The organism is Alteribacillus bidgolensis (assembly GCF_002886255.1).
Classification (GTDB): domain Bacteria; phylum Bacillota; class Bacilli; order Bacillales; family Marinococcaceae; genus Alteribacillus; species Alteribacillus bidgolensis.
Window position 1 is genome coordinate 3,913,908 of the sequence record NZ_KZ614149.1, and the last position, 26,483, is coordinate 3,940,390.

23 protein-coding genes and 1 pseudogene are annotated in these 26,483 nt (G+C 38.5%); 17 read left to right on the forward strand and 7 right to left on the reverse strand.

Annotated elements, in window-relative coordinates; genetic code table 11:
- Positions 1-38 precede the first annotated feature (38 nt).
- Complete coding sequence (gene pruA, locus CEF16_RS19435) at positions 39-1,589, reverse strand: L-glutamate gamma-semialdehyde dehydrogenase (protein ID WP_091585485.1); 1,551 nt, start codon at positions 1,587-1,589, stop codon at positions 39-41.
- A gap of 332 nt (positions 1,590-1,921) precedes the next feature.
- Positions 1,922-3,334 (reverse strand): sigma-54 interaction domain-containing protein, encoded by a 1,413-nt coding sequence (locus tag CEF16_RS19440; protein WP_091585487.1) that lies wholly within the window; start codon positions 3,332-3,334, stop codon positions 1,922-1,924.
- Between the two features lie 359 nt (positions 3,335-3,693).
- On the opposite strand from CEF16_RS19440, the gene putP reads away from it, so the two are divergent.
- Positions 3,694-5,169: a sodium/proline symporter PutP gene (gene putP / locus CEF16_RS19445; protein ID WP_091585489.1), complete on the forward strand. Its 1,476-nt coding sequence runs from the start codon at positions 3,694-3,696 to the stop codon at positions 5,167-5,169.
- Between the two features lie 146 nt (positions 5,170-5,315).
- Positions 5,316-5,567, forward strand: a complete 252-nt coding sequence (locus tag CEF16_RS19450; RefSeq protein ID WP_139185961.1) for a biotin/lipoyl attachment domain-containing protein — start codon at positions 5,316-5,318, stop codon at positions 5,565-5,567.
- A gap of 24 nt (positions 5,568-5,591) precedes the next feature.
- Here CEF16_RS19450 and CEF16_RS19455 read toward each other — a convergent pair whose 3' ends face one another.
- From CEF16_RS19455 to CEF16_RS19470, 4 genes and pseudogenes are all read right to left on the reverse strand, one after another.
- On the reverse strand, positions 5,592-6,008 hold the full coding sequence (locus tag CEF16_RS19455) for a DDE-type integrase/transposase/recombinase (RefSeq protein ID WP_091585493.1): 417 nt from the start codon (positions 6,006-6,008) through the stop codon (positions 5,592-5,594).
- Between the two features lie 21 nt (positions 6,009-6,029).
- A complete protein-coding gene (locus CEF16_RS19460) occupies positions 6,030-6,404 on the reverse strand; it encodes a hypothetical protein (protein ID WP_091585501.1) in 375 nt (124 codons plus the stop codon).
- Positions 6,405-6,488: 84 nt separating this feature from the next.
- A complete protein-coding gene (locus CEF16_RS25430) occupies positions 6,489-6,656 on the reverse strand; it encodes a terminase gpP N-terminus-related DNA-binding protein (RefSeq protein WP_091585503.1) in 168 nt (55 codons plus the stop codon).
- A gap of 205 nt (positions 6,657-6,861) precedes the next feature.
- Positions 6,862-7,290: pseudogene (locus tag CEF16_RS19470) on the reverse strand (IS256 family transposase); the annotation flags it as partial.
- 530 nt (positions 7,291-7,820) lie between these two features.
- Between CEF16_RS19470 and kdgD the strand changes: the two are divergent.
- The 8 genes from kdgD (at position 7,821) to CEF16_RS19510 (ending at position 17,826) form a co-directional block, all read left to right on the forward strand.
- Entirely contained in the window at positions 7,821-8,744 is a 924-nt protein-coding gene (gene kdgD, locus CEF16_RS19475; protein ID WP_091585504.1) for a 5-dehydro-4-deoxyglucarate dehydratase, read from the forward strand.
- A gap of 23 nt (positions 8,745-8,767) precedes the next feature.
- The gene (gene gucD / locus CEF16_RS19480; RefSeq protein ID WP_091585505.1) at positions 8,768-10,231 is read left to right on the forward strand and encodes an alpha-ketoglutaric semialdehyde dehydrogenase GucD; all 1,464 of its coding nucleotides are present in this window, start codon (positions 8,768-8,770) and stop codon (positions 10,229-10,231) included.
- Between the two features lie 157 nt (positions 10,232-10,388).
- Complete coding sequence (locus CEF16_RS19485; RefSeq protein ID WP_091585506.1) at positions 10,389-11,474, forward strand: tripartite tricarboxylate transporter substrate-binding protein; 1,086 nt, start codon at positions 10,389-10,391, stop codon at positions 11,472-11,474.
- A 215-nt stretch (positions 11,475-11,689) separates the two neighbouring features.
- Positions 11,690-12,094, forward strand: coding sequence for a tripartite tricarboxylate transporter TctB family protein (locus CEF16_RS19490; protein WP_170032177.1), 405 nt, complete (start codon positions 11,690-11,692; stop codon positions 12,092-12,094).
- Between the two features lie 13 nt (positions 12,095-12,107).
- On the forward strand, positions 12,108-13,613 hold the full coding sequence (locus tag CEF16_RS19495; protein WP_091585511.1) for a tripartite tricarboxylate transporter permease: 1,506 nt from the start codon (positions 12,108-12,110) through the stop codon (positions 13,611-13,613).
- Positions 13,614-13,662: 49 nt separating this feature from the next.
- Positions 13,663-15,012, forward strand: coding sequence for a glucarate dehydratase (gudD, locus tag CEF16_RS19500; RefSeq protein WP_091585516.1), 1,350 nt, complete (start codon positions 13,663-13,665; stop codon positions 15,010-15,012).
- Positions 15,013-15,127: 115 nt separating this feature from the next.
- A complete protein-coding gene (garD, locus tag CEF16_RS19505) occupies positions 15,128-16,654 on the forward strand; it encodes a galactarate dehydratase (protein ID WP_091585517.1) in 1,527 nt (508 codons plus the stop codon).
- Positions 16,655-17,124: 470 nt separating this feature from the next.
- On the forward strand, positions 17,125-17,826 hold the full coding sequence (locus tag CEF16_RS19510; RefSeq protein WP_091585518.1) for a FadR/GntR family transcriptional regulator: 702 nt from the start codon (positions 17,125-17,127) through the stop codon (positions 17,824-17,826).
- A gap of 333 nt (positions 17,827-18,159) precedes the next feature.
- On the opposite strand, the gene CEF16_RS19515 is transcribed toward CEF16_RS19510, so the two are convergent.
- On the reverse strand, positions 18,160-20,196 hold the full coding sequence (locus tag CEF16_RS19515; protein ID WP_091585519.1) for a sigma-54 interaction domain-containing protein: 2,037 nt from the start codon (positions 20,194-20,196) through the stop codon (positions 18,160-18,162).
- Positions 20,197-20,473: 277 nt separating this feature from the next.
- On the opposite strand from CEF16_RS19515, the gene CEF16_RS19520 reads away from it, so the two are divergent.
- The 7 genes from CEF16_RS19520 (at position 20,474) to CEF16_RS25000 (ending at position 26,476) form a co-directional block, all read left to right on the forward strand.
- Positions 20,474-21,679 (forward strand): M20 metallopeptidase family protein, encoded by a 1,206-nt coding sequence (locus tag CEF16_RS19520; RefSeq protein ID WP_091585520.1) that lies wholly within the window; start codon positions 20,474-20,476, stop codon positions 21,677-21,679.
- Positions 21,680-21,749: 70 nt separating this feature from the next.
- Positions 21,750-22,667 (forward strand): ABC transporter permease, encoded by a 918-nt coding sequence (locus tag CEF16_RS19525; protein ID WP_091585521.1) that lies wholly within the window; start codon positions 21,750-21,752, stop codon positions 22,665-22,667.
- A 14-nt stretch (positions 22,668-22,681) separates the two neighbouring features.
- Entirely contained in the window at positions 22,682-23,617 is a 936-nt protein-coding gene (locus CEF16_RS19530) for an ABC transporter permease (protein ID WP_091585522.1), read from the forward strand.
- A 4-nt stretch (positions 23,618-23,621) separates the two neighbouring features.
- Positions 23,622-24,596, forward strand: coding sequence for an ABC transporter ATP-binding protein (locus CEF16_RS19535; protein WP_091585523.1), 975 nt, complete (start codon positions 23,622-23,624; stop codon positions 24,594-24,596).
- 16 nt (positions 24,597-24,612) lie between these two features.
- Positions 24,613-25,647, forward strand: a complete 1,035-nt coding sequence (locus tag CEF16_RS19540) for an ABC transporter ATP-binding protein (protein ID WP_091585783.1) — start codon at positions 24,613-24,615, stop codon at positions 25,645-25,647.
- Positions 25,648-25,660: 13 nt separating this feature from the next.
- Positions 25,661-26,329, forward strand: coding sequence for a hypothetical protein (locus tag CEF16_RS19545; RefSeq protein ID WP_091585525.1), 669 nt, complete (start codon positions 25,661-25,663; stop codon positions 26,327-26,329).
- 18 nt (positions 26,330-26,347) lie between these two features.
- The gene (locus CEF16_RS25000) at positions 26,348-26,476 is read left to right on the forward strand and encodes a hypothetical protein (protein ID WP_281259195.1); all 129 of its coding nucleotides are present in this window, start codon (positions 26,348-26,350) and stop codon (positions 26,474-26,476) included.
- The last annotated feature ends 7 nt before the right edge of the window (positions 26,477-26,483 follow it).

Here is a 26,483-nt window from a genome sequence, read left to right on the forward strand (position 1 = left end):
CGCTTAATGAGCCAGCTCTTATTGTAATCTTCCTAGTATTAAAACTGATCAGATACTGTTTTAGGCTGCATAAATTGAAGGAGATAATCAGGTCCACCGGCTTTGGAATCGGTACCGGACATGTTAAAACCACCAAAAGGCTGGTATCCGACGATTGCACCTGTGCAGCCGCGGTTAAAGTACAGATTGCCGACATGGAACTCTTCACGTGCTTGTTCGAGGTGTGCACGGTTGTTGGAAATAACACCGCCTGTTAATCCATATTCAGTGTTGTTTGCAATATCAAGGGCTTCTTGGAAGTTTTTCGCTTTCGTAAAAGCGACGACAGGGCCGAAGATTTCCTCTTGCATGAGGCGAGCTTCAGGATCTACATCAGCAATTACGGTCGGACGAATAAAGTAACCTTCAGTATTGTCTCCTTTTCCGCCTGCGACAAGTTTTCCTTCTTCATTACCGATATCGATATAGCTCATAATTTTATCAAAAGCCGCTTGGTCATTTACTGGACCCATAAAGTTTTCGTGGTCTTCGGGAGTACCAACTGTAAGCTCGTCTGCTCTTTTAGCTACTTTATCTAACACTTCATCATAAACGTCTTCATGGATGACAGCTCGGGAGCAAGCGGAACATTTTTGCCCAGAGAACCCGAAAGCTGAGTAAATGATGGATTCAACAGCAACTTCGATATTAGAGTCAGAGTCAACAACAATCGTATCCTTACCGCCCATTTCAATTGCTACTCGTTTTAACCAGATTTGGCCAGGTTGTACTTTTGCTGCCCGTTCATATATTCTAACCCCAACATCTTTTGATCCGGTAAAGTTGACGAAGCTTGTTTTCGGGTGATCAACAAGGTAATCACCAATTTCTGAACCGCTTCCTGGAATGAAGTTCACGACACCTGCCGGCATGCCCGCTTCTTCAAGAACTTCCATAAATTTATATGCTACGACAGGGGTTGTACTTGCTGGCTTAAGCAATACGGTATTTCCACATACCATAGGGCCTACTGTTGTTCCAGCCATAATAGCAAAGGCAAAGTTCCACGGAGAAATGGTTACTCCTACACCTAATGGAAGATACGTGTAACGGTTTTCCTCCAATTGTTCACGGCTGTTAATTGTCACACCGTCTTTGAAACGAATGATCTGCCGGCCGTAATATTCCATAAAGTCGATCGCTTCTGCCGTATCCGCATCTGCTTCTTTCCATGGCTTTCCTGCTTCATAAGCAAGGTAAGAAGAAAATTCATGTTTTCTGCGACGCACAATTCCAGCTGCACGGAAAAGAACATTAGCACGTGCTTCGGGCTTCCACTTTTTCCACTCTTTAAATGCTTTTTGTGCTTGTTGCATAGCTTGTTCAGCATGTTCTTTTGTCGCTTTTGACACGTAACCGACGATTTCTTTTTTATTCGATGGATTTTCAGAAACAATTTTATCGTCGGTCATCACACGTTCTCCACCAATAATCAGCGGATATTCTTTACCGAGTTCACCTTTCACGAGTTCAAGTGCTTGTTTAAATTCTCTACGATTCTCTTCCTTTGTAAAGTCTGTAAAAGGTTCATGTTTATAATCCCAAACCATTAATGATCGCTCCTTTTTATAAAATATTTATTTTCGCACATATTTAAAATGCAAACTCTGTGCCAACTTTTTTAAGTGACACATAAAAGATTATTATTGGTGTTATTCAAGGTTGTGAGAAATTTATAACGAAAAGATGTAAATATAGATATATAGATAGCAAAAAATTTTGCAGTAAATATGCAAAATTTAGTGGAAGTTAGAGGAGTAAATATAAAAACATTTGGTCGAAGCCTTTATGGTGAAAATATTAAAAGAAAAAATAACAAAAAGGGCTGCCTGTTTAACAAAGTTAGGCAGCCTTGTAACGACATCATTTAGTTATATTTGAATTATGGTCTTTTTATATTAAACTTCTCCATTCTATACTGTAAACTTTGTCGACTGATCCCCAATTCTTTTGCAGCACGGTTTACATTATAATGATATTTTTCTAGCGTTTGGATAATAAAATTCTGTTCAATATCGTACAATCGGTCGCGTAGTGACTCTCCTTCTAAAAGAGGTGTTAACTGGTTGTTGGCAGACACTTGATGATCCGTGTTTGTTTCATTTTTTGTTTTATTCTGAAAATGTACAGGTAAATGGGAAGGGGTAAGTGCTTCTTCCTCAAACATAAAATTCATAGCCCCTTCAATCACGTGTTCTAATTCTCTAACATTTCCCGGCCAATCGTAGGAATAAAAAAGATCGAAAACCTCATTAGAGACCTCAGCAACGTTCATCTGGAACAGCTGATTGTATTTTTTTATAAATGTCTCAACGAGCAGCGGAATATCACTCTTACGCTCACGTAATGGCGGGACAAAGAGAGTAACGACACTTAACCTATAATACAGGTCTTTTCGTAAACGATTGTTTGTAATGGCTTCAATTGGATCTTCATTAATAGTTGCCAAGATTCTAACATCAATAGGGCGTTCTTTATGATCGCCAATACGTGTAATCTTTTTTTCTTGGATCGCACGAAGCAGTTTCGCTTGAAGGGAAGTAGGTAAAGAATTAATTTCATCGAGCATGAGTGTTCCGCCTTCGGCTTCTTCAAAAAGACCAGGGCGTTCTATTGCTCCTGTAAATGCTCCTTTCACCGTTCCAAACAAAATACCCTCGATTAAACTTTCCGGAAGAGCGGCACAGTTTTGAGAGATATAAGGACCGCTGCCTCTCGAGCTTCCGGAATGAATACTCTGTACAAACAGCTCTTTTCCTGTTCCTGTTTCGCCTACAATTAAAACGGAAGACGACGTACGTGTAGCACGTTTAGCATTTTCAATGATGCTTTTCATTTCCGGGGAAGTTCCAATAATGCTATCAAACCTATATCGAGTATTTCCTTGACGATTGAGATTATCACGTATTAAGCGTTCAATCTTGGTCACATCTTTTGCAATCTCCGCAGCTGCGATGACTTTACCGTCGTAATGAATAGGGAAAATATGATTAACTGTTGTAATCTCTTCTCCTTTGTAATTAAGATAAGTTTGTTTTTTATTTTTAGTCGTTTTCCCGTGGTGAATCGCTTGAAGCAAGCGGCTATCTCGTTCATCGTGAAATTGGAATAAATCCGTAATTTTTTTGTCAGATAAATCATCTAAAGTCATCGATTCAATGGATTTCATTTTTTCGTTATAAATGATGGGCGTTTCATTTAAATCAATCACTCGGATGCCTTGATCTACTTGATCGAACATAAATTGATCGATGAAACGTTGTTGTTCATTTGTTAGGCTTTGAATTTTTTCCATCGTCTAACCCCCCATATAACGTTTTACGTATGAATTAAACATACCATAATTATGTGGTTATTTGTAATAATAGTTCAAAAAGTGCAAAATTTTGCTGTAATAACGAAAAAAAATATGCGGTAAAGAATACATAGTTTCAACATGAACATAAAGAGAAAGTAAAAAATGTTAAGAAATCTTGTTTAGATGATTTGGCACCGATATTGCATTTTAATAATTTCTAAACAATAGAGGGGGGTTACATGATGGAACATTCACTTACAGCCGCCACGTGGTTTTGGTTATTAATTCCAATGCCATTACTTATTGTATTTTCTTTAGTATCCTATATTACAACAAAGAAGAAGGGGGAATAGTACGTGTCTATACCTACGTTGTTGACATTTATCATTTATCTAATAGGAATGCTATTTATTGGTTTTATCTTTTACCGATTGACTACAAATCTATCAGATTATGTCCTTGGGGGCCGTAAACTTGGCGGGGGTGTTGCTGCATTAAGTGCGGGAGCATCCGATATGAGTAGTTGGTTGTTACTTGGTTTACCTGGTGCTATTTTTATGTATGGAATGAGTGAAATTTGGATTGCAATTGGACTTGCCATTGGTGCTTATTTGAATTGGCAGTATGTCGCTCGTCCATTACGTCGCTATACGGAAACAGCGAATGACTCCATTACCATTCCTGATTTTCTCGAAAATCGTTTTCGTGATCGAACAAAAGTTTTACGAATCGTTTCTGCCATCTTTATTTTGATATTCTTTGCTTTTTATACGTCTTCCGGTTTAGTTGGCGGGGCTCGTTTATTTGAATCGTCCTTTGGACTCCCATATGAAAATGCACTTTGGGTTGGAGCGGTTATTATTATTTCATATACCTTTCTTGGCGGATTTCTTGCCGTTAGTTGGACGGATTTTTTTCAAGGGATCCTGATGTTTCTAGCCTTAATTGTTGTTCCTGTCATCGCGATTAGTGAAATCGGTGGTTGGCAGCAAACGGTTCAATATGCTGGTGAGGTAGATCCTACGCATTTAGATGTATTTGCCGGCATGAATGTTATTGCTATTATCTCATTACTAGCATGGGGGTTAGGTTATTTTGGACAACCCCATATTATTACAAGATTTATGGCGATTCGTTCGGAAAAAGAAATTCCAAAAGCTCGTCTTGTCGGAATGACTTGGATGGTTCTCGGTCTTTTAGGAGCAATCTTCACAGGTTTTATTGGTATTGCTTACTTTACAGGTGGTGGACCCGGGACAGAGATTGCAGAGGGTTCAGAAGAGACCGTATTTATTATTTTTACACAAATTCTTTTTAATCCATGGGTAGCTGGATTTTTATTGGCAGCCATTTTAGCAGCTATCATGAGTACGATTGACTCCCAGCTTCTCGTTTCTTCTAGTGCTTTAGCAGAGGATTTTTATAAGGGTTTATTGAGGCCTTCGGCAACGGAACGTGAATTAGTATGGGTAGGTCGATTTGGAGTATTAGGAATTGCTCTTATTGCGATACTTCTGGCTTATAGCCCTGATAGCACGATTCTTGACTTGGTTGGTTATGCATGGGCCGGCTTTGGAGCAGCGTTTGGGCCTGTTATTATCTTTTCTCTCTTTTGGAGACGGATGACAAGGTGGGGAGCCCTTGCTGGGATGGTTGTTGGCGGGGTTACCATGATACTCTGGGCTCAATTCGAAGGAGGATTGTTCGACTTGTATGAAATCCTTCCAGGCTTTGTTTTTGGAATGGCTGCTATTGTAGTTGTGAGTTTAATAGATAAAGAACCAAACCAAGATATTCTTGACGATTATGATACCGTGCATGAGAAAATTTAATAAGTAAATGAATTTTAAATATAAAATAGGAAGAGGTCAATGGGAGCAGCAGTTGTGGAGAAGGGTGAAAAAGCAACGTGTTGGCATTAACAAAACATATGAATGAAAGCAGTAAATTTTTAAAGTTGGATATAGGAGGTTTTTTGGTGAGAAGTTATCGAACTATCCAATCTATCACAAATGGGATTGTAGAGAAAGTTTTTGTGAGTCAAGATTCATTTGTTTATGAATGGGAACCTTTATTTATTATTAAAACATCTAACGATACGTTATTAAAAATACAGGTAGGGGTTAGTGGAACCATTTCAAAGGTTTGTGTTCATCCTGGAGATGAGGTTTTTACAGATTTATCGTTAGCTGTACTAAAAGAAGATCTTCTTCCCACGGGTAGTGACTAGTTTACATTCCAAAGCAGGTTAGATTCATGCCGTATTTATTTTGAATACGTTCTTCGTTATAATAAGCGTCAATGGCTCGTGCATCTCTTCAAAGGTTTGTGGAGAACCGAAACACGGCAGTTTGCACTTGAAATGCCCAAAGAAATATTCGATACATGCGTTGTCCCAGCAGTTGCTTCTGCAAGACATGGATTGGGTCATGCCCATATTAGCTACATGCTTGATGTAAGATGGATTTGTGAATTGGAATCTCTGGTCACTGTGCAGCAGGGTTCCTTTTCCAAATCCTTTTTCTTTTAATTGGGCTAAAACGTTATAGACAAAAGACATCCCCTGGTGATACTGAAGCGCATAGGCTACAATCTTTTGGTTATATAAATCGTTCACTGCACACAAATAAATCCACCTCGAAAAAGGTTTGTGAATCTTGATATAAGTAATGTCCCTCCCGGTTTGCTTGCTTCAAATTCTCGATCTAATATGTTGTCTATCGTCCCATGCGGCTGATAAGGACGACGGTATTTCTTTTGCCGGATGACACAAGTTATTCCATATTTCCTCATAGTTCGGGCAATACACTTGTGGCAATGCCATACTCCCGGTAAAGGGGGCTGCTTTAATGCGCCACTTCCCATAGGTTCCTTTTGATTGTTCAAATACCTTGGATATTAAATCATAAAGTTCTTCGTCTTGTAGGTGTTTTAAACGATACTCCTGTTCGTTTTTCCATTTATAATATCCCGAACGAGAACCAAAAATATAATTCGTTAACATGGTAATTGAGAATTTCTTTTCATTTTCCAACACAAAAGCAAATTCTTCGTCTTTTGTTAACACCCCCTTTTCTGTGCGTTGAGCTTTTTTAAATACGCCACTTCTATTTTTAAGCGTTCATTTTCTTCTTCCAACGTTAACGGCTTTTTACGCAGTCTGCCTTTGTTTCCGCCACGTGCCAAGCCACGGCGCTTCTAAACTAGAAAAACCTTCTTTTTTATATTTTCGCACCCATTCATTTACTAATTTTTTATTATAAATGTTGAACTCCTTTGCGATATCTGTACCTCCAAAGCCTTTATAATACAAATCAATAGCTTGTTTTTTAAGCTTAACCGTATAAACAAATCCTTTCTTTCGTTTTTCAGATACACAAAAAACCCCCTAAAGTTAGTCGAATGGAAACTGTCGTAATTGTAGAATACAGGCAGTTTCTTTTTCGTGCTACGTTAGGGGTACAATATCAAAGTCGGTTTTCACCGACTTATGGGAAATTAGAAGGTTATACAACAAGGGGTGTTAGGTCACGGAGGATCTCTTTCCAGCCTAAAGAGCTCTCTTGACCTCCCACATAAAAGCCAAGAATTTCACGATAGCCATCTTCCGTCACACCGATGACGAGATAGACCACTTCATTGGCGACATCATCGCGGCGTAGTTTGAGATACATTCCATTCAGGTCCAGGACGGAATATCGCTTTTGCAGCGGACGTTGCTGCCAACGTTCGATATCTTTAGCGACGACGTCCGTGATGCGGCTGATCGTTGAGGCGGAATAAGAATGACCAAGAATCTTTTCAATAAAATGACCGATTTCTCAAGTGCTCACGCCTTTTTGATACATCGTAATGATTGTTTCTCCTAGCCATTGTTCGCGGCGTTGATACGGAGAAAAGACTTCCGTTTGAAACGCATTGTTGCGATCTCTTGGCACTTCCAGTTCTTCCAAATTTTTTTGTACCCAAAACACATAATTTTTAAACATTCAATGTATTTTGACTATTCAGTCTTAATTAATGCAGCACTAGTGACTTAAATACCTTTTTTCAAAACAGCCGGAAATCAAACCACATAAATGAAAAACCGTCTGCAACGAGTGGAATATCTAAAATAATTCTGCATGTTTGGCAGAACACTGTACAAAAAGAAGAAAGATTAGTTTATGATTTTTTTGATCCACTGTCCTTTTCTCTAGGACTGCATTTATTTGTAAGACAAAAAAATAAATTTACAATAGTACATTGACTTATATATTTATTTGTCTTACAATTTAAATTATCAAACAAATAAAAAATTGTTGCAATTCAATCAAAAAGAGGATAGGCTCGTTTGAATGTAAAGGCTAAACTATAAAAATGAAGGCTTTGAAAGCGGAAACATTGATGAATTAAGTAAGAGTTTACTTTGAGTGGTACTAAAACAGACTGATCCCTCCTCTAAAGAACAAACAAAATATAATGATGGAAAGGATTTAGTAGAATGACGAACAGACAGTCTCCTACAGGAATATCAGGATTTCCAGTTTCGCCGTTTGATGAAAACGGAAACATTGATGAAAAAGCATTAACCGTAAATATCGAATTTCTACTTGATGAAGGTTTAGAATCTATTTTTATTGCCTGCGGTGCTGGTGAATTTCATAATCTCAGCAATGAAGAATTCGAAAGCGTGGTTAAATTAGCCTCTTCTGTTGTTGAGGGTAAAGTGCCGTTTTATACCGGAGTGGGTGGGAATTTAACAGAAGCACTAGAAAAAGCAAAGATTTCAGAAAAATATGGTGCTGATGGATACTTGATACTTCCGCCATACTTAATCGAAGGCGAACAAGAAGGAATTTACGAATATTACAGAGCCATCGTAACAAGCACCGACTTAAATGCTATTCTCTATCAAAGGGCAAATGCGGTATTGCAGCTGGAAACATTGAAAAGATTACTAGACTTCCCACAGGTTGTTGGATTAAAAGATGGTATTGGAAACATGGAGATGAACATTGAATTCACTCAGGAAATTGGTGCCCGTCTTGGATGGCTAAATGGTATGCCGATGGCAGAGGTGACGATGCCAGCTTATCTTTCACTCGGATATAAATGCTATTCATCAGCGATTTCCAATTACATTCCGCATATTTCAAGAAAGTTTTACGATGCCCTTCTTAACGATGATAGTCAGACCGTAAATGAAATCTTTGAAAATGTTATTTTGCCAATCAATCGTATTAGAAGAAAAAGAAAAGGATATGCGGTAGCATTAATAAAAGCCGGAATGGAAATTGTAGGTCTTCCAGTAACAAACACGGTAAGACCACCTGTTACACCAGTGGAAAAAGAGCATTATGAAGAATTGAAACAAATTTTAACTCGTGCTCTTGAAAAATATCCATCAAATAAAGTATCTATTTAATTCTATATTTGGAGGGATTTATCATGGCAGTTCAAACAGAAACAAGCAACAAATTCTTGAACTACATAAATGGAGAATGGGTTGCTTCTAACACAAACGAGGTATTGACAAATACGAACCCAGCCAATACAGATGATGTAGTAGGACAAGTACAAAAATCTTCGAGAGATGATCTTGAACAAGCAGTAGCAGCTGCAAAATCTGCAAAAAAAGAATGGAACAACTTAGCGGGTGCTGCAAGAGGCCAATATCTATTTAAAGCAGCAGACATTCTTGAAAGTCGTATAGAAGACATTGCAGAATGCATGACAAGGGAAATGGGTAAAACTTTCCCAGAAGCAAAAGGAGAAACAGCTCGAGGTGTAGCTATTCTTCGTTACTATGCAGGTGAAGGTATGAGAAAAGTTGGAGATGTTATCCCTTCCACTGATAGTGATGCGTTAATGTTCACAACAAGAGCTCCTTTAGGAGTCGTTGGTGTTGTCACTCCTTGGAACTTCCCAGTGGCGATTCCAATATGGAAAACAGCCCCTGCCTTGATTTATGGAAATACGGTAGTTCTTAAACCGGCTTCAGAGGCAGCTGTAACATGTGCCAAGATCTTCGAATGTTTTGCAGAAGCAGGAATTCCAGCTGGTGTTGTAAATATGGTTACCGGCCCAGGATCTGTCATTGGACAAGGTCTTGCAGAGCATCCTGATGTGAATGGAATCACCTTTACTGGTTCTAATACAGTAGGTAAGCAAATTGGACAGGCTGCTCTTGCACGCGGTGCAAAGTATCAGCTCGAAATGGGCGGTAAAAACCCTGTTATTGTCGCAAATGATGCTGACATTGACCTTGCTGTTGAAGCAACCATCAGCGGCGGACTTCGTTCCACTGGCCAAAAATGCACAGCAACAAGCCGTGTAATCGTACAAAGCGACGTGTATGATAAGTTTAAAGAAAAGCTTGTTGCTAAAGTGAAAGAAATTAGTGTAGGCAACGGATTAAACGATGGTATCTGGATGGGGCCAAGCGCAAGCGAATCTCAGCTAAATACAGTACTTTCCTACATTGAAAAAGGAAAAGAAGAAGGCACTCTTCTTTGCGGCGGTGATAGATTATCTGGTGAAGAACATAATAAAGGTTATTTCGTGGAACCAACTGTATTTGAAGATATCAAATCAGAAGCTTCTATTGCTCAAGAAGAAATCTTTGGTCCAGTTCTCGCTCTTATGAAAGTGGATACCGTTGAAGCAGCTTTAGAACTTGCAAATGACGTAGAGTACGGGTTAAGTGCGTCTATTTTCACTACAAACATTCAAAAGATGCTTTCCTTTATTAACGAAATGGACGCCGGTCTTGTTCGTATTAATGCTGAAAGTGCTGGAGTGGAACTGCAGGCACCATTTGGAGGGATGAAACAATCAAGCTCTCATTCCCGTGAACAAGGGGAAGCGGCAAAAGAATTCTTTACCTCTATTAAAACAGTGTTTGTTAAGTAATAAGGGGGGACTCCCCCTATCATTTAAATTATTAGATGTAAGGGAAAAAACCTTTTATGAAAGCGTTTTTTTGAATCATTTTTCAATATACGTTTCATAATTTTTGAAAAAATGTAAGGGTTAACATTTAAAAAATAAAAAAAGAAGAGGTGTTGACATGAAGAAATTATTGATGGTGTTAATAATCGCATTTCTAGGTGCAATACTGGCTGCATGCGGATCTGGTTCTGAAGAATCTTCTGGAGGTGGACAATCATCACAAGCCAATGAACAAGATGGCGGTGAAGAAGCCAGCGTTGATTTAAATAGAATTCGAGTCCTTATCGGTTCTTCCTCAACAGGCGGAGATACCTATCAAAATGCTGATGCTGTAAGCAGATATACGGAAGAAGTTTTAGATACCAATATGAAAGTAGACGCTGTAGGTGCACTCCGCGCATTTGACGAATTGGGTAAGGCAAAAGATGATGGCAGTACGATTATGTTTTTCCACGACATGGCTTATTTAGGTGTAGAATATGGAAGCTTTGACGAAAAAGATGAACTTGAAAACTGGACAATTGGGCCAATGGTATCCATAAATCCAGGGAACGCATTTTTAACAAGTGCTGATGCTCCATATGAAACGATGGCTGAGTCTGCTGAATGGCTAGAAGAAAATCCAGATGAAACCATCACAGTAGCAGTTGAGGCCGGCGGTGTATCAGAAGTTACATTTGACGCTTATTATTTATGGGTAGAACAGGAATTTGGTACTGAAGTATCCGAACGTATTCACGCTTACGTAACAGGATCTCAGGAGGACAAAGACCAAGCATTATGGGATGGAAATGCTGACATAATCCATGGATCTATTGGTGCGAATAAGCAATACACAGAAGATGGGGTAGACGACAAGATTAAAATGAAGTTTTTGGGTGTTTCAGCTAGTGAAAGAGTAGAAGGTTTTGACGTTCCTACATTTAATGAGCAAGGAATTACAGTAGATGGCGAGGAGTTTGTTTTTGACAAAGAATTTTTCTTCTTAATGCCAAAAGACGTAGATTCTAATTTTGCAGCTGCACTAGATCAAGCAGTAGAGGAAGTTGTAGAAAACCCAGATTACGAAGAGGATTTAAACACAAACACTTACATTGTTAACCATAGGCCGGCAGAAGAAGCAGAAGAATATTTATTTGAAAAGAGAGAAAAAATTCGTTCCGTTATTGAACAGGCACCAGACTTAAATGAAATCGCAAAATAAGTTATTGGAACATGGGTCTGTCTTAAAAGGTTAATTGGGTCATCCAGCAACTGGGATATAGCGGGAAAGGCGGTACTGTTAAGATTCCTCAGTGAACGATTTTGCTCACGAGAAGCTTAACACCTCCCGCGGATAGCGAATATATTCCACTTGTGTTGGCCGAGAATTGACTAATGGGACAGTCCCTCCATTTTCAAAGGAGGAAGGTGAGGGATGTGAGTGATCTCTTAACTATTGAATTATCATACAACAACTATCATCTCCTTTTCCCGAGAATTATTATAAGTATTCTTATCATTTTAGGCATTGTTCTTTTAATCACGAACATCATAAAAAGAGTAAAAAATGGGAACTTAACAAGCTTTAGCTTTACGTTTTTTGTAGATAATTATGATAAAGTGAAGCTTTTTGGAACCGCTGTATTATTAATAGTATATGCTGGAACGCTTGAAATAATTGGTTTTATACCAGCTAGTGTTCTCTTTATGTTTTTAGTCACACTCTTATATATCGGAAATATAAGAAAAAAGTCTATTATGATTTCCGTATCAAACTCGCTGGCTACCACAATCATTGTTTGGTATGTGTTTGGACAGTTGTTTGATATTACTTTGCCATAAAGGGGGGACACCAATGTCAATCTTTGAAATACTAACCCCGTTGTCTGTCTTACTTTGTTTTTTAGGTGTTTTTATAGGGATCGTTATGGGTGCCATACCCGGGATGACTGCTACGATGGCCATTGCTATCTTTATGCCCCTTACATATGCCCTGGACATGATTGACTCCATTGGTCTACTAATTGGTTTGTACGTTGGAGGAATTAGTGGTGGTTTAGTACCCGCTGTTTTATTAAATATTCCAGGTACTCCTTCCTCTTTATGTACAACATTTGACGGATACCCGATGACCAAAAAAGGAGAAGGGGAAAAAGCGTTAAAAGTAGGAATCACAGCCTCAATTATAGGTGGTTTTTTCAGTTTAACTATTTTATATTTCTTTGCCCCGGTACTAGCTTCTGTAGCAATTGATTTCTCTTCGGTGGAAAAATTCTTAATTATTGTGTTTGCTTTAACAGTTATTGCTTCGATATCAAAAGGAAGCTTACTCGGCGGAATTTTCAGTGGACTTCTTGGTATGTTTATCAGTCTTATAGGTACATTTACCGATAATAATCAAATGCGGCTTGTGCCCCCAGGCTTAGAAGATCAATTGGTCTACGGTTTTTCTCTTTTGCCCGTGTTGATTGGTTTATTTGCAATCGGACAAATCTTACAAGAGTCAGAAGAAGGGATGAAAGCAGCTTCTCATCAGAAGATTGACCTTCATAAAGGAAACAAGAATACTCGATTTAGTTTTAAACTTTTTAAAAATCAAAAAATCAATGTTCTTCGTTCTTCTATTATCGGAACTTTTGTAGGGATGCTGCCGGGAGTAGGTGGAAGTGCGGCTTCTATCACAGCTTATTCTCAAACCAAAAACTTCTCCAAAAACCCAGAGAAGCTTGGAACAGGAGAACCGGAAGGACTGGTATCTAGTGAGTCTGCGAATAATGGTTTGATTGGCGGGGCCTTGATTCCGCTTCTTTCTTTAGGGATACCTGGAGACAGTACGACAGCTATCTTGATAGGAGCATTTTTATTACAGGGAATTGAAATTGGGCCACTATTTATTACGTCCAACCAAGATCTATGGAGTGGGATTGTTTTCGCGCTGGTTATTGCAAATATCGTTATGTTTATTTTGATGTTTTTCTCCATCAAATACTTTGCGAAAATCGTGTTCATCCCAAAGTATATCATTTTTCCGATTATCGTTGTAGCTTGTGTTGTTGGGTCCTATGCTATCAACAACGGTGTTATGTTTGATGTTTGGACCCTTTTGTTATTTGGTTTATTAGGTTACATTTTCCCTAAAATCGGTGTCCAGATTCCGTCTTTCTTAATTGGTTTTATATTAGGAACGGAAGCAGAAAAATATTTTGTTGATAGCTTAAAAGGAAGCGGCGGCGACTTAACAATCTTTTTCACAAAAGGACCTATTGCCATAGTTTTGTGGATCTTGATTATCGGATCTGTAACTTATGCCATTATCGACAGTCGCAGAACGAAAAAGGCGGCTGAACAAAACGTATCCTAAAACCATGTGATTCCAAAAAATAGCGAATATAAAGTAGGAGAGGTTAGTTATGCAATCTCATATGAAAACAAAGAACGAAACACCAACACTAGTTGATCTTTCTGTTTATACAGTCGCCGGAAATGATAGCATGCTGCTTAATTTAAGCGGTGCTCATGGCCCGTTTTTCACAAGAAATGTTGTTATTTTAAAGGATAACAGCGGGAACATTGGGGTTGGTGAGGTTCCTGGTGGTGAAGGCATCCGAAAAACATTAGAGGATGCAAAAGCATTGTTAGTGGGCGAATCAATCGGTAACTATAAAAACATTCTAAAAAAGGTAAGAGAAGCATTTGCAAACCGTGATGCTTCAGGGCGTGGATACCAGACCTTTGATTTGCGAATCACGATTCATGCAGTCACTGCATTGGAGGCTGCATTGTTGGATCTACTTGGAAAATATCTCAACGTTCCTGTTGCTGCACTGCTTGGTAACGGTCAAGAGAGATCGGAAGTGGAAACGCTTGGTTATTTGTTCTATATCGGCGATCGTAACAAAACGGATTTACCGTATGTAAGTGACCTAAACGCAGATAATGATTGGTTCCGTCTGCGGCATGAAGAGGCCTTAACTCCTGAAGCTGTTGTTCGATTGGCTGAAGCTGCGTATGATCGTTACGGGTTCCGTGATTTCAAGCTCAAAGGTGGAGTACTTCGCGGAAAAGAAGAAATCGAAGCAGTGACTGCGTTATCTGAAAGATTTCCTGATGCACGCATCACCTTAGATCCAAATGGTGCATGGTCTTTAGAAGAAGCAATTAAACTTTGTAAAGACCAGCACAACGTGTTGGCATACGCAGAAGACCCGTGCGGAGCAGAAAATGGTTTTTCTGCTCGTGAAGTAATGAATGAATTTAGAAAAGCAACCGGCCTGCCAACAGCAACCAACATGATTGCGACCGATTGGCGCCAAATGGGACATGCCGTGCAACTGCAGGCTGTAGACATACCACTGGCTGACCCGCACTTTTGGACCATGGAAGGTTCCGTTCGTGTTGCTCAAATGTGTAATGATTGGGGACTAACATGGGGATCTCATTCTAATAATCACTTTGACATTTCACTTGCGATGTTTACACACGTCGCTGCTGCGGCACCTGGAGACATCACTGCTATTGACACTCACTGGATTTGGCAGGACGGCCAGCGCTTAACCAAAGAGCCATTAAAAATTGAAGACGGTAAAATTAAAGTGCCGGAAAAACCTGGTCTTGGCGTTGAAGTAGATATGGAGCAAATCGAAGCTGCTCATAACGTGTATAAGAAGGAAGGGCTTGGAGCAAGAGATGACTCCGTCGCAATGCAATACCTTATTCCGAACTGGACATTTGATAATAAACGTCCGTGTCTCGTGAGATAAAAGGATTTCTATTTCCCCTTTTAAAAAACAATGTTTGGTAGAAGCAGCTGTCTCACTAGACCTAGTGATAGCTCCTGCAGGTAAGGATGGATAATGACAAAAGGAGGGTGATCCGATGTTGGAAAATACAAACAGCCCCCGGTATATTAAACTAAATGACAAAGACAATGTCGCTATAATTGTTAATGCTGGCGGGTTGTCGGAAGGTACACTTTTTCCTTGCGGCCTTACATTAACCGAGCGTGTACCGGAAGGACATAAAGTTGCTTTAACAAATCTGGAAAAAGATGAACCTATTGTACGATACGGTGAAGTGATTGGATTTGCTCATAGTACAATAGAAGAAGGCAGCTGGGTGAAGGAATCTTTAGTCGTTATGAACACTCCGCCCCAATTAGATGACCTGCCAATTGCTAATAAAGTGCCGGAACCAGCCGAACCGCTTGAAGGTTATACTTTTGAAGGGTATCGTAATGAAGATGGTACAGCTGGAACCAAAAATGTATTAGGCATTACCACAAGTGTTCAATGCGTGGCCGGTGTATTAGATTTTGCTGTAAAACGAATTAAAGAAGAAATACTTCCGAAATATCCGAATGTTGATGATGTCGTTCCCCTAAATCATAATTATGGATGCGGAGTTGCTATAAATGCACCCGAAGCTGAAATTCCGATTCGAACCGTTCAAAATATGGCCATTCATCCTAACTTTGGCGGGGAAGTCCTAGTAGTTGGATTAGGGTGTGAAAAACTTGTTCCGACCAGGTTAACCCCTGATGGAAGTACGGAAGATATTGTATCCTTGCAGGATCAAATTGGCTTTTCAAATATGATTAAATCTATTATGGAAATGGCTGATGAAAGACTTGCTAGATTAAATAAACGTGAACGGGTCACTTGCCCTGTTTCAGATTTAGTCATTGGAATGCAGTGCGGAGGAAGTGACGCATTTTCAGGAGTAACAGCAAATCCAGCATTGGGATATGCTGCAGATCTCTTGGTGCGTGCAGGTGCCACCGTTTTATTTTCTGAAGTGACAGAAGTCCGGGATGCCATCCACTTGTTAACTCCAAGAGCGGTAAATGAGAACGTTGGGAAGGCTCTGATAGAGGAGATGAGATGGTACGATAATTATTTACAAAAAGGAGAAGCAGATAGAAGCGCTAACCCATCCCCCGGAAATAAGTTAGGCGGCCTTACAAATGTTGTAGAAAAATCTCTTGGATCCATCGCTAAATCCGGAAACAGTCCCATTGTGGACGTATTATCCCCAGGACAGAGAGCGACGAAGAAAGGGTTGAATTTCGCAGCAACGCCAGCTAGTGATTTTGTTTGCGGAACACTGCAATTAGCGTCAGGTATGCATCTACAGGTATTTACGACTGGACGAGGAACTCCTTATAGTTTGTCCATGGCTCCTGTGGTTAAAGTATCAACTAGAAACGCATTAACCGAGCAATGGCATGACTTAATTGATGTAAATGCAGGTACCATTGCCACAGGTGAGGCAACTATTGAAGAAGTGGGCTGGGAAATATTTAATTACATCATAGACGTAGCCAGCGGCCGCAAGCATACATGGGCGGATTATTGGGGTATCCACAACGATCTCAGCTTATTTAATCCAGCTCCTGTAACCTAAAGCCCTTTTAGTTGCTGCAGTTGTCATTGGTTAAAAAATAAATCCGAGCAAATTGAATCGTAGAATGATATAATGGAAGTTAAAATTATTGGGGTATGCAGTTAACAAGTGGCAGAAATCTGAATGAGAGGGATAAGGGAGTCGTAATGGGAAGGAAATTACCAGCGTACTCCCCTTGTTTACATTGTAAGGAAGTTGATATACAGTATAAAAACAACTACGGCATTCATACAATACTAACTAATGAAGCCCTTGTTTGAAATGGTGCGTCTACATTGTAACAATCCAATTGTTTATAGTGAGAATCTATAACATATATTAACCACATTCAGATTTTTGAGTTTCTGCAGCTTTTTTTGTGTTATACGTAGAGGGAAACATGTCGTTTTGATGGAATGAAATTGCCTTAGAAAAGCCATGACACAACTATTTTATTAAAAAAACAACTTGGAATGTTAGGAGGAAAGGATATGACTAATAAAGAGATGATGATGGATATGAAATCTCTTAGTCGAAAATCCCTTTCAAAACAAGTGATAGATGAAATTATAAATTTGCTTGTCACAGAAAAACTTAAACCTGGGGACAAAATCCCAACAGAACTAGAACTTATGGAGATTTGTAATGTTAGCAGGCCGGTCATTCGTGAAGCTTTAACTTCATTGGAAGTTTTAGGAATTGTTAATCGTGGAACTCGTAACGGCACGTTTTTTTCTGATAAAATAGGCAGTCAGCCTTTTGCGATGATGTTAGCTTTGTCTGCTGGTGACGTGCGCTCTATTATTGAGATAAGAATAGCTTTGGAACTTGGTTTAGTTACATTAGCGGCAGAGAAAATTACGGAACAAGAGCTTGAAAAATTATGGGGAACGATAGAAGAAATGAAATCCTTGCCAACTGACGATTCTTCAAAAGTTGATAAACAATTTCATAAAATAATCGCTCATAGTGCTCAAAATCCCCTATTTGAAGGGATAATTGATCCATTACAAAACTTTCATGACAAAGTATTAGATGAAATTCCTTTGGAAGATAGGGAATTAGAAAAAACAGTGAAATATCATATTGACATCTACCATGCATTAAAGAAAAGAGATCCTATAGAGGCTTATACTAGCATGTATCGTCACCTTGATTTTGTACGAAATAAAGCACTTAAAAATATTGAATAATATGGAAGATAATAATAATGAAATTACTATTTATTCCTGAGAATACATTACATCCACCCTCTCCGAATTAATGAGTGGATGTTTTTATTTGCACTTTATCTATCTAGTTGCATGCTATGCCTATACCAGAATAATGCTTTTTAAACGAAATTCAAATAATCAGCGTACAGATGAATTATTAAAGGAATGGAATGATTGGTTGTCAGAGGGAAGACGATGTCCGGATATGAGCTATTTAAAAGATCGCAATCGGCAAGTGATTTTTTTATTTGTTGAGAAAAAACTTATAGAAACAAGGAACCAAACCATATCACTTCACCTTGGAAACACTTTTCATTCCTTTATTGCTTGGATCCCTTTTTTAGTTATGGTGGTTCCGGCTCTGCCTTTTCCAACTTCAACTAAATGATCTTCTTCCATTTTTTTAAGGTGATTTCTCAATTCCTGTTCTGAAATAAAAAGATGATTTGTAAAAGCTTTTTCAGCTATTTTTTTCCTTCCCATTCTTTCTTTACGAAGATATGCTTGATAAAGCACCTCTAAAATAAAATATATTTTTTCTCCGAATTGTTTTGGTTCCATGTTATTTTCAACTGGCGCAGCAGGTTCTTCAACTGAATCTATCCATTCTTTGTAAATGGGTAAGTCTTTGCATTCGATAAAATTCTTTCCGAAGTTCATAATATAATTAGCGCAATTTTCTAATTCTCTAATATTTCCTTCCCACTTATGATTTATTAAAAAATTAGATGCTTCTTCACTTAATGTAAAATCATGTCCTTGCGTAAAAAAAGAGAACAGAGGAAGAATGTCTTCCTTTCTTTCGCGAAGAGGCGGTATATCTAATGGTAATACGTTTAATCGAAAGTACAAATCTTTACGGAAGGTCCCTCTTAATACCTCATTTTTTAAATTTCTATTAGTAGCAGCAATGACTCGTATATCTATTGGGATAATGGAGTCTCCGCCTACTCTCATGACCTCTTTTTCCTGAAGTACCCTTAATAATCTTGATTGCAGGGCCATTGGCATTTCACCAATTTCATCTAAGAATATCGTTCCTAAATGTGCTTGTTCAAACAATCCCGGCTTGCCGCCCTTTTTAGCTCCTGTAAATGCTCCTTCTACATATCCAAATAATTCGCTTTCTAGTAATTGTTCTGGGAGTGCTGCACAGTTAAATGCTACAAATGAATACTGTCTTCTAGGTGAGTGGTTATGAATGGCTTGAGCAAACAATTCTTTTCCTGTCCCGCTTTCTCCTTTAATTAATAAAGAAGCGTCCGAATGAGACATTCTTTGTGCGATATCTTTCGTTTTTATTATGGATGGAGAATTTCCGAGTATATTGAAAAAATGATACTTTGCAGCAAACCCTTTGCCCGCTACTTTCGTACGCAGTCGGTGCTGTCGTTTTTCTGTTTCCTGAAACGGTACAAGAGTAGCGATAGCTCCGGTTGTTTCTTCGTCTACTTTTATAGCGTTCATTGTTAGTACCGTAGACGTTTGGCCAATTTGCATGATTTCTTCAACTGTGTCCTGTTCCTCCGTTAAAATGGTTCCAAATTGGATATTTGGAAGAACATCCTGGAAGTGGTGGCCAATTACTTCTTCTGCTTTACGATTAATCAGCTGCTCAGCGGCGTCATTATAGGTAGTAACGATGCCGGAAGAATTAACAGCTATAATTCCGTTTTGTACGATCTGAAGAAATAAATCTAATTGATTTTCGAGATAATCCTTTTTATCTAATATTCTCTCTAGCCCATAACTAATCGGTATGATATTAGAAAAATGCCGTTTAATCTTCCCTTCAAATTTATGGTGGTCTATGTCCAATTTTGCGATAATATCCATATAAGTTGTCATGTCCAAAATTCGGTTTCCAATATTAATGATTTCTTTATTTTCCAGGTTCGGGTCTGGTTCTTCATTAGGGCTGATGATCAAATCAACGTCTGGAAACGGACTCATTCCTTTATAGGCGGGAATTAGATTAATCTGTCTTACATCAAGTTGATGAATGGTAGAAATGGTCTCTAGTGACATCTCAAGAGTTGCGTTATATAAAATGGCATTTGTTCCTTTACGTAAATTCTTTATCTTTTTCAGCCCGGTCTCACTTAACGTTCTTTTGGCGATAATAACAGCAGCATTTACATTTTTTATATAACGACGGACTTTTTCAAACACCTTATAATTAGGAATTAATAGTAAGTCCCCCTCAATTCCCTCATAAATTGTTTCATCCTCAAAACAATAAAGGCTGGTTGTTATGTCTTTGCCAAACATGTTGGTCACTTCTTCATGAAAGGAAAGCATTGTATTTTTATAAAGAGAAACAATCGTTAAATTTTTATTCATGCTCATATTTTGCTCCCCCTCTTTTAATTAGTTCGAATTTTATAAAAAAAATGAATAGAAAGCAATAAAAATTCAACAAAAAAACCAAATTTAATTGGTTAATGTGAGTTTTATTTAACCAATTAAACCAATTAATTTTTTGATTTGCATTCAGAGATGTATCTTTTTATTTTTTATTTTTAACTATAACGCAAGGGTTCTCTGTTTATTTTATATAAATAAATTACATTTGGCATGGATATTGCAATAATACTATCGCAGATAACAATAAGGAGCTGAAACCATGAGCACACTACTTGCCAAAGCTATGAATCTACAAGATGAATTATCTAAATGGAGACGCCATCTACATCAATACCCGGAACTGGGATTTGAAGAATTTAATACGAGTGACTTTATTAAAGAAAGGCTGAAAGAGTTTGGAATTACAGAAATTACAAAAATGGTTGGAACTGGCTTGATGGTTTTTCTAAGAGGAAAAAGACCTGGACCGACCGTTATGTTAAGAGCAGATATAGACGCATTGCCTATTCAAGATGAAAAAACAGTAGAGTATGCCTCAAAGATTAATAATGTAGCCCATTTATGCGGCCATGACGCTCATACTGCTATGATGCTTGGGGCTGTGAAAATATTAAAAGATATGGAAATAGAAACAGGAAATATCCAGGTAATCTTTCAACCGGCTGAAGAAGGATTAAGCGGCGCCAAAAAAATGATTGAAGAGGATGTGCTTAATATCCATGGTGTAGACGCTGCTGCTGCTTTACATGTTCAACCAACTTTGCCTACTGGTGAAATATCTGTATGCCCTAATTCTAGTACAGCTAATTCTGATCGATTTGTTATAAAAGTGATAGGCAAAGGCGGCCATGCCGCTCATCCCCATGTAACTGTCGACTCTGTGGCCGTAGCGGCTGAGCTGATTTCTTCGATCCAGCATATTGTCAGTAGAAAAATTAATCCACTGGAAAACGCCGTTATATCAATAGGGAAAATCAGCGGTGGATCCGCTAGAAACGTCATAGCCCCTTCCGTTTCCTTGGTGGGTACTGTCCGAACATTTAAAAAAGAGGTGCAAGTGAATGTAAAAGAAGAAATGGAACGAATTATTTCAGGGATATGCCAAGCATTTGGAGCAGACTACCAATTTGATTATGAAAGAGGGTATCCTTCTGTAGATAATGATGAAGCAATGATTACTATTTTTAAATCGACCGCTGCAAATATTTTAGGAGAAGATAAATTATCCGTCGTTCCTCCGTCAATGGGTGGGGAAGACTTTTCATATTATACTAAAAAAGTTCCTAGTTTGTTTTTTAGGTTGGGAGTCCGTCCTAAAAACAAAGAAACGATGTATTCTCACCATCACCCGTTATTTGATATTGATGAGACGGCTATGCCTTATGGGACAGCGCTTTTATCTCAATTCGCACTTGATTTTCTACATCATAAAAAGGTATTAAAAGAAACTGTTTCATCTAAATAATAAAGCTTCTGTAATTTTTGTAATTTTTATTATAAAATGAAAACTACATTTCTATAAGGAGGGGTCTTGATTGAGCAATTACATTAGGCGAAGAATAATTCAGCTGCTCCCTGTTATGTTTATCATTGTATTTATTGTTTATTGCCTGGTTTATCTTGCTGGTGATCCCGTTCTGCTCATGCTGCCTGAGAATGCTACTGAAGAAGACATTGCCCGCATGAGAGCTGCATTAAACCTGGATCAGCCGTTCTATATTCAATTTTTCACTTACATATCGAATGTCATTCAGGGGGATTTTGGCGACTCATTTCGATATAATCAACCAGCCTTGGGTTTAGTCTTAGAACGTCTGCCCGCTACGATTGAGTTAGCTGTTGCATCTATGATTGTAGCTATTGGTATTGCTATTCCACTCGGGGTATGGTCAGCTCTTAAACGAAACTCTATCACAGATGTGTTCATAACTGGCGGCACTGTATTAGGCCAGGCGATGCCAAACTTCTGGCTGGGTATCATGCTTATTTTGATTTTTGCAGTTAACTTGCAAATTTTGCCCGTCTCAGGAACAGGTAGTTACGCGCATTTAGTATTGCCTGCCATCACTTTAGGAACAGGGATAGCAGCTCAAATTGCACGTTTAACACGTTCGAGCATGTTAGAAACGCTAAATCAGGACTATATACGTACTGCTAAAAGCAATGGAATTAATCGGTTTTCAATTGTTTATTTTCACGCTTTTCGGAATTCTCTGATTCCTGTGGTTACCATTACAGCAATGCAGACAAACGCTTTGATTGGCGGTGCTTTAGTAACAGAAATGATTTTTGCCTGGCCAGGTCTTGGGCAATTATTAATTCAAGCTATTCATGCCAGAGATATGGCTATTGTGCAAGCATCCGTCTTCATCATTGCCATTATCGTTATATTGATGAATTTTATTGCTGACATTTTATATAAAGTCCTCGACCCAAGAATTGATTATAAGTAAGGAGGTAAGGTGATATGGGTTTACCTATCAAGAATAAGCAACCAGAAACTATTGCCAGCCCATCCAAACGTAAGAGCCAGTCTTCATTTAGAAGGTGGATTAAGCTGTTGATGCAAAGCAAAACAGGGACAGTTGGGCTGTTTATTGTTCTTAGTGTTTTTTTAGTAGCTGTGTTTGCTCCGTGGATTGCACCCCATAACCCATCAGAAAATAACCTGGCTTCTATGCTGCAGCCTCCTTTTTGGATGGAAGGTGGATCAACGGATCATATTTTAGGCACAGACAACCTAGGAAGAGACATTTTTAGCAGGATTGTCTATGGTGCACAAGTGTCTTTGCTTGTTGGCATAACTGCAGTGTTAATTGCCGGCGCAATCGGTCTGGTGGCTGGTATTGTGGCAGGATATTATGGAGGTTTTATAGATAATGTCATTATGCGGTTTGTAGATGCTTTTTTAGCAATACCAAGCATCCTCATGACACTAGTCATTCTCGGAATTGTTGGTCCTGGCATGCTTACTTTGATCCTTGTACTAGGTATAACAAATTGGGTCAATTACGCCCGTATTGTAAGAGGGGAAGTTCTATCTGTTAAGGAAAGGGATTTTGTAAAAGCGGCAAACATGATGGGGGTCAATGACAAAACGATTATGTATCGTCATTTAGCGCCTAATATATTTTCTTCTTTTATTGTTATTTCTACTTTAAGTGTTGCTACGACGATTATTTCTGAAGCTGCCCTTAGTTTTTTAGGAATGGGAATACAACCTCCGCAAATCTCCTGGGGAAGTATGCTTAGTACCGGTCGGGATTATTTAGCTGATAGCTGGTGGGTGGCAACATTTCCTGGAATTGCGATTACGATAACCACCTTGGGAATTATTTTTCTTGGAGATTGGCTTCGTGATGTACTGGATCCAAAAACGAATATAGGACGGAAAGGTGGATAATCCAATGGCAAATGATCAAACACTGTTAGAAGTAGAACACCTGCAGACGCACTTTTTTACAGAAAACGGAGTCATCCCTTCTATTAATGATATTTCTTTTTCGTTAAATAAAGGGGAAATCGTTGCCTTAGTTGGCGAATCCGGTTCTGGCAAAAGCGTAACCTCCATGTCTATTATGGGTCTTATTGAGGATCCCGGAAAAATCGTCAATGGCAATATTATATTTGATAACCAGGACTTAACTTCACTAACGCATAAAAAATATCAGAAGATTAGAAGAAATGATATGTCGATGGTTTTTCAAGAACCATTGACAGCTTTAAATCCTGTTTTCTCCATAGGATTTCAATTAATTGAAACGATAAAAGTTCAACAAAAGACAAATAAGAAGAAAGCAAAGGAAATTGCATTTGAATGGCTCGAAAAAGTTCGAATTCCCAATCCGGATAAAGTTTTCGCTTCGTATCCGCATGAATTAAGCGGAGGCATGCGTCAACGAGTGATGATCGCTATGGCTCTTTCCTCCCGCCCTCGATTATTAATTGCAGACGAACCAACGACAGCGCTCGACGTTACTATTCAAAAACAAATACTACGTTTGATGAAAAATCTAACAAAAGAATTAGATACAGCTATTCTATTTATAACACATGACCTTGGTATCGTTGCTGAAATGGTTGATCGTGTCATGGTTATGTACGGGGGTGAAATTGTAGAGAAAAGTGATGTTAAACAGCTGTTTCATGCGCCGAAACATCCATATACGGAAGGGCTATTAAAAAGTACTCCAAAGATCAACCAATGGGGTGAAAAATTACACGCCATCAGCGGCACCGTTCCTACACCATCTAATCTGCCAAAAGGATGTAAATTTCACCCCAGGTGCCCTAAAGCATTTGATCGATGTGAAACGGAACATCCTCCATTAATTGATCACAAGGATGGAAGTCAAGTTCGTTGTTTATTATATGAAAGATAGAAAGGTTGGTGGTCCAATGGCTTCTGAAAATTCTCCTCTATTAGAAATCAGTGAAATTAAAAAATATTTTGATGTATCTAAAGGGATCTTCAAGAAAAAAAAGCAGTATTTAAAAGCAGTAGATCGGGTGAATTTAACTCTTAATAAAGGAGAAACCGTTGGCATTGTAGGGGAATCAGGATGCGGTAAATCTACTCTTGCAAATATTGTCATGGGGGCGCTGCCTCCTGATGAAGGGAAAATTATTTTTGATAACACCGATATTTATTCTCTTTCTAAAAAAGAATTAAAAGAGAAGCGAAGAGGTTTTCAAATGGTCTTTCAGGATCCTTCTTCTTCCTTAAATCCAAGGATGACTGTTTTTGATATCATCGCAGAGCCGCTAAAGTCTTTCAATATAGTGAAAGGGAAGCAATTAATAGAGGAAGTAGAAAAGCTTTTATCGATCGTGGGTCTCGACATTAGTTATAAAGAGCGTTATGCGCATGAGTTCAGCGGCGGGCAGCGTCAACGTATTGTTATTGCAAGAGCATTGGCTTTAAAACCTAAATTGATAGTTTGTGATGAACCTGTCTCTGCTTTAGATGTTTCAATCCAAGCTCAGATATTAAATCTGCTTCGTGAATTGCAAGATAAATATCATTTGGCGTACTTGTTTATCGGCCATGGCCTTCCGTCTGTTCATTATATTAGTGATCGTATTGCTGTTATGTACTTGGGAGAGATAGTAGAAACCGGCAAAAAAGATATTATTTTTGAAAGACCAGCTCACCCATACACGAGAGCTCTTCTGTCGTCTGTGCCAGTTCCAGATCCAGACTATCAAACGGAAAATAAACTAGAAGAGGCTGAGATACTAGGGGATTTACCCAATCCTATCGATCCGCCTTCAGGATGTAAATTCCATACGCGCTGCCCTGTTGCTCAAGATATTTGTAAACAAAAGCCGCCAGTTTTGTTATCTATTGGAGATAACCAACAAACAGCCTGCCATTTCCCAATAACGAAAAGCATGGAAGAAACAAACGTGTATAAAGCATCCATTAATTAGAAAGGAGCAAAACATGAAAAGAACACAAACACTGAATTCTTCTATGGCAGCGGAATTAGAAAAAACATTTGCAAACAACAATTATCATGGAACAACGGAAGCAGGACTACCTTTTCATACAGAAACAGGAAGTATACCCATTTTGGTTTCAGCTCCCCATGCTACGAAACATAAAAGAAATGACTCTATTAAAGAACAGGATAATTACACAGGAGCAATTGCTTTGCTTTTGCATCAATTTACAGATTGTCATCTTATTTACGCTACTAAATTAGGTAAGGAAGATCCAAATTATACGAAAGGTGGTGGTTTATATAAAAAGAAAGTCGTTGATATGATTAATAGTTTTAATATTAAATATTTAATCGATCTGCATGGGGCGTCTGAAAAAAGGCCATTTAGTATCGACATGGGGACTTGCTATGGCAAAACAATGAAAGATGACACACTTTGTATCATTAAAAATGCCTTGGTTTCTTCATCTATGCAAGGTGTCAAACAGAATCATCATTTTCCAGCTGCTAATCCAAATACAGTTACCCATTACGCAAATGCTCGAACAGGAGTTGAATCCGTTCAACTTGAAATCAATAAAGTTTATCGTGATCCAATACGTAAGGAAGATTTATTTTTAAGATGTGTCAATGGTTTGAGACAAATGATTGTAAATCTATCAACATAAGAGAAGGAAATGCTTTTTATGAAAAAGGTAATGGGTGTGTTTATTGCTTGTTTTCTTATGATGGCAGCTATGACGTTTACTATCGCTTGGATTGCCGAAGAAGCAAAAACCCATTACAGCGAAGAAATCTCACCAGTAAATAATTAAAAAAGGG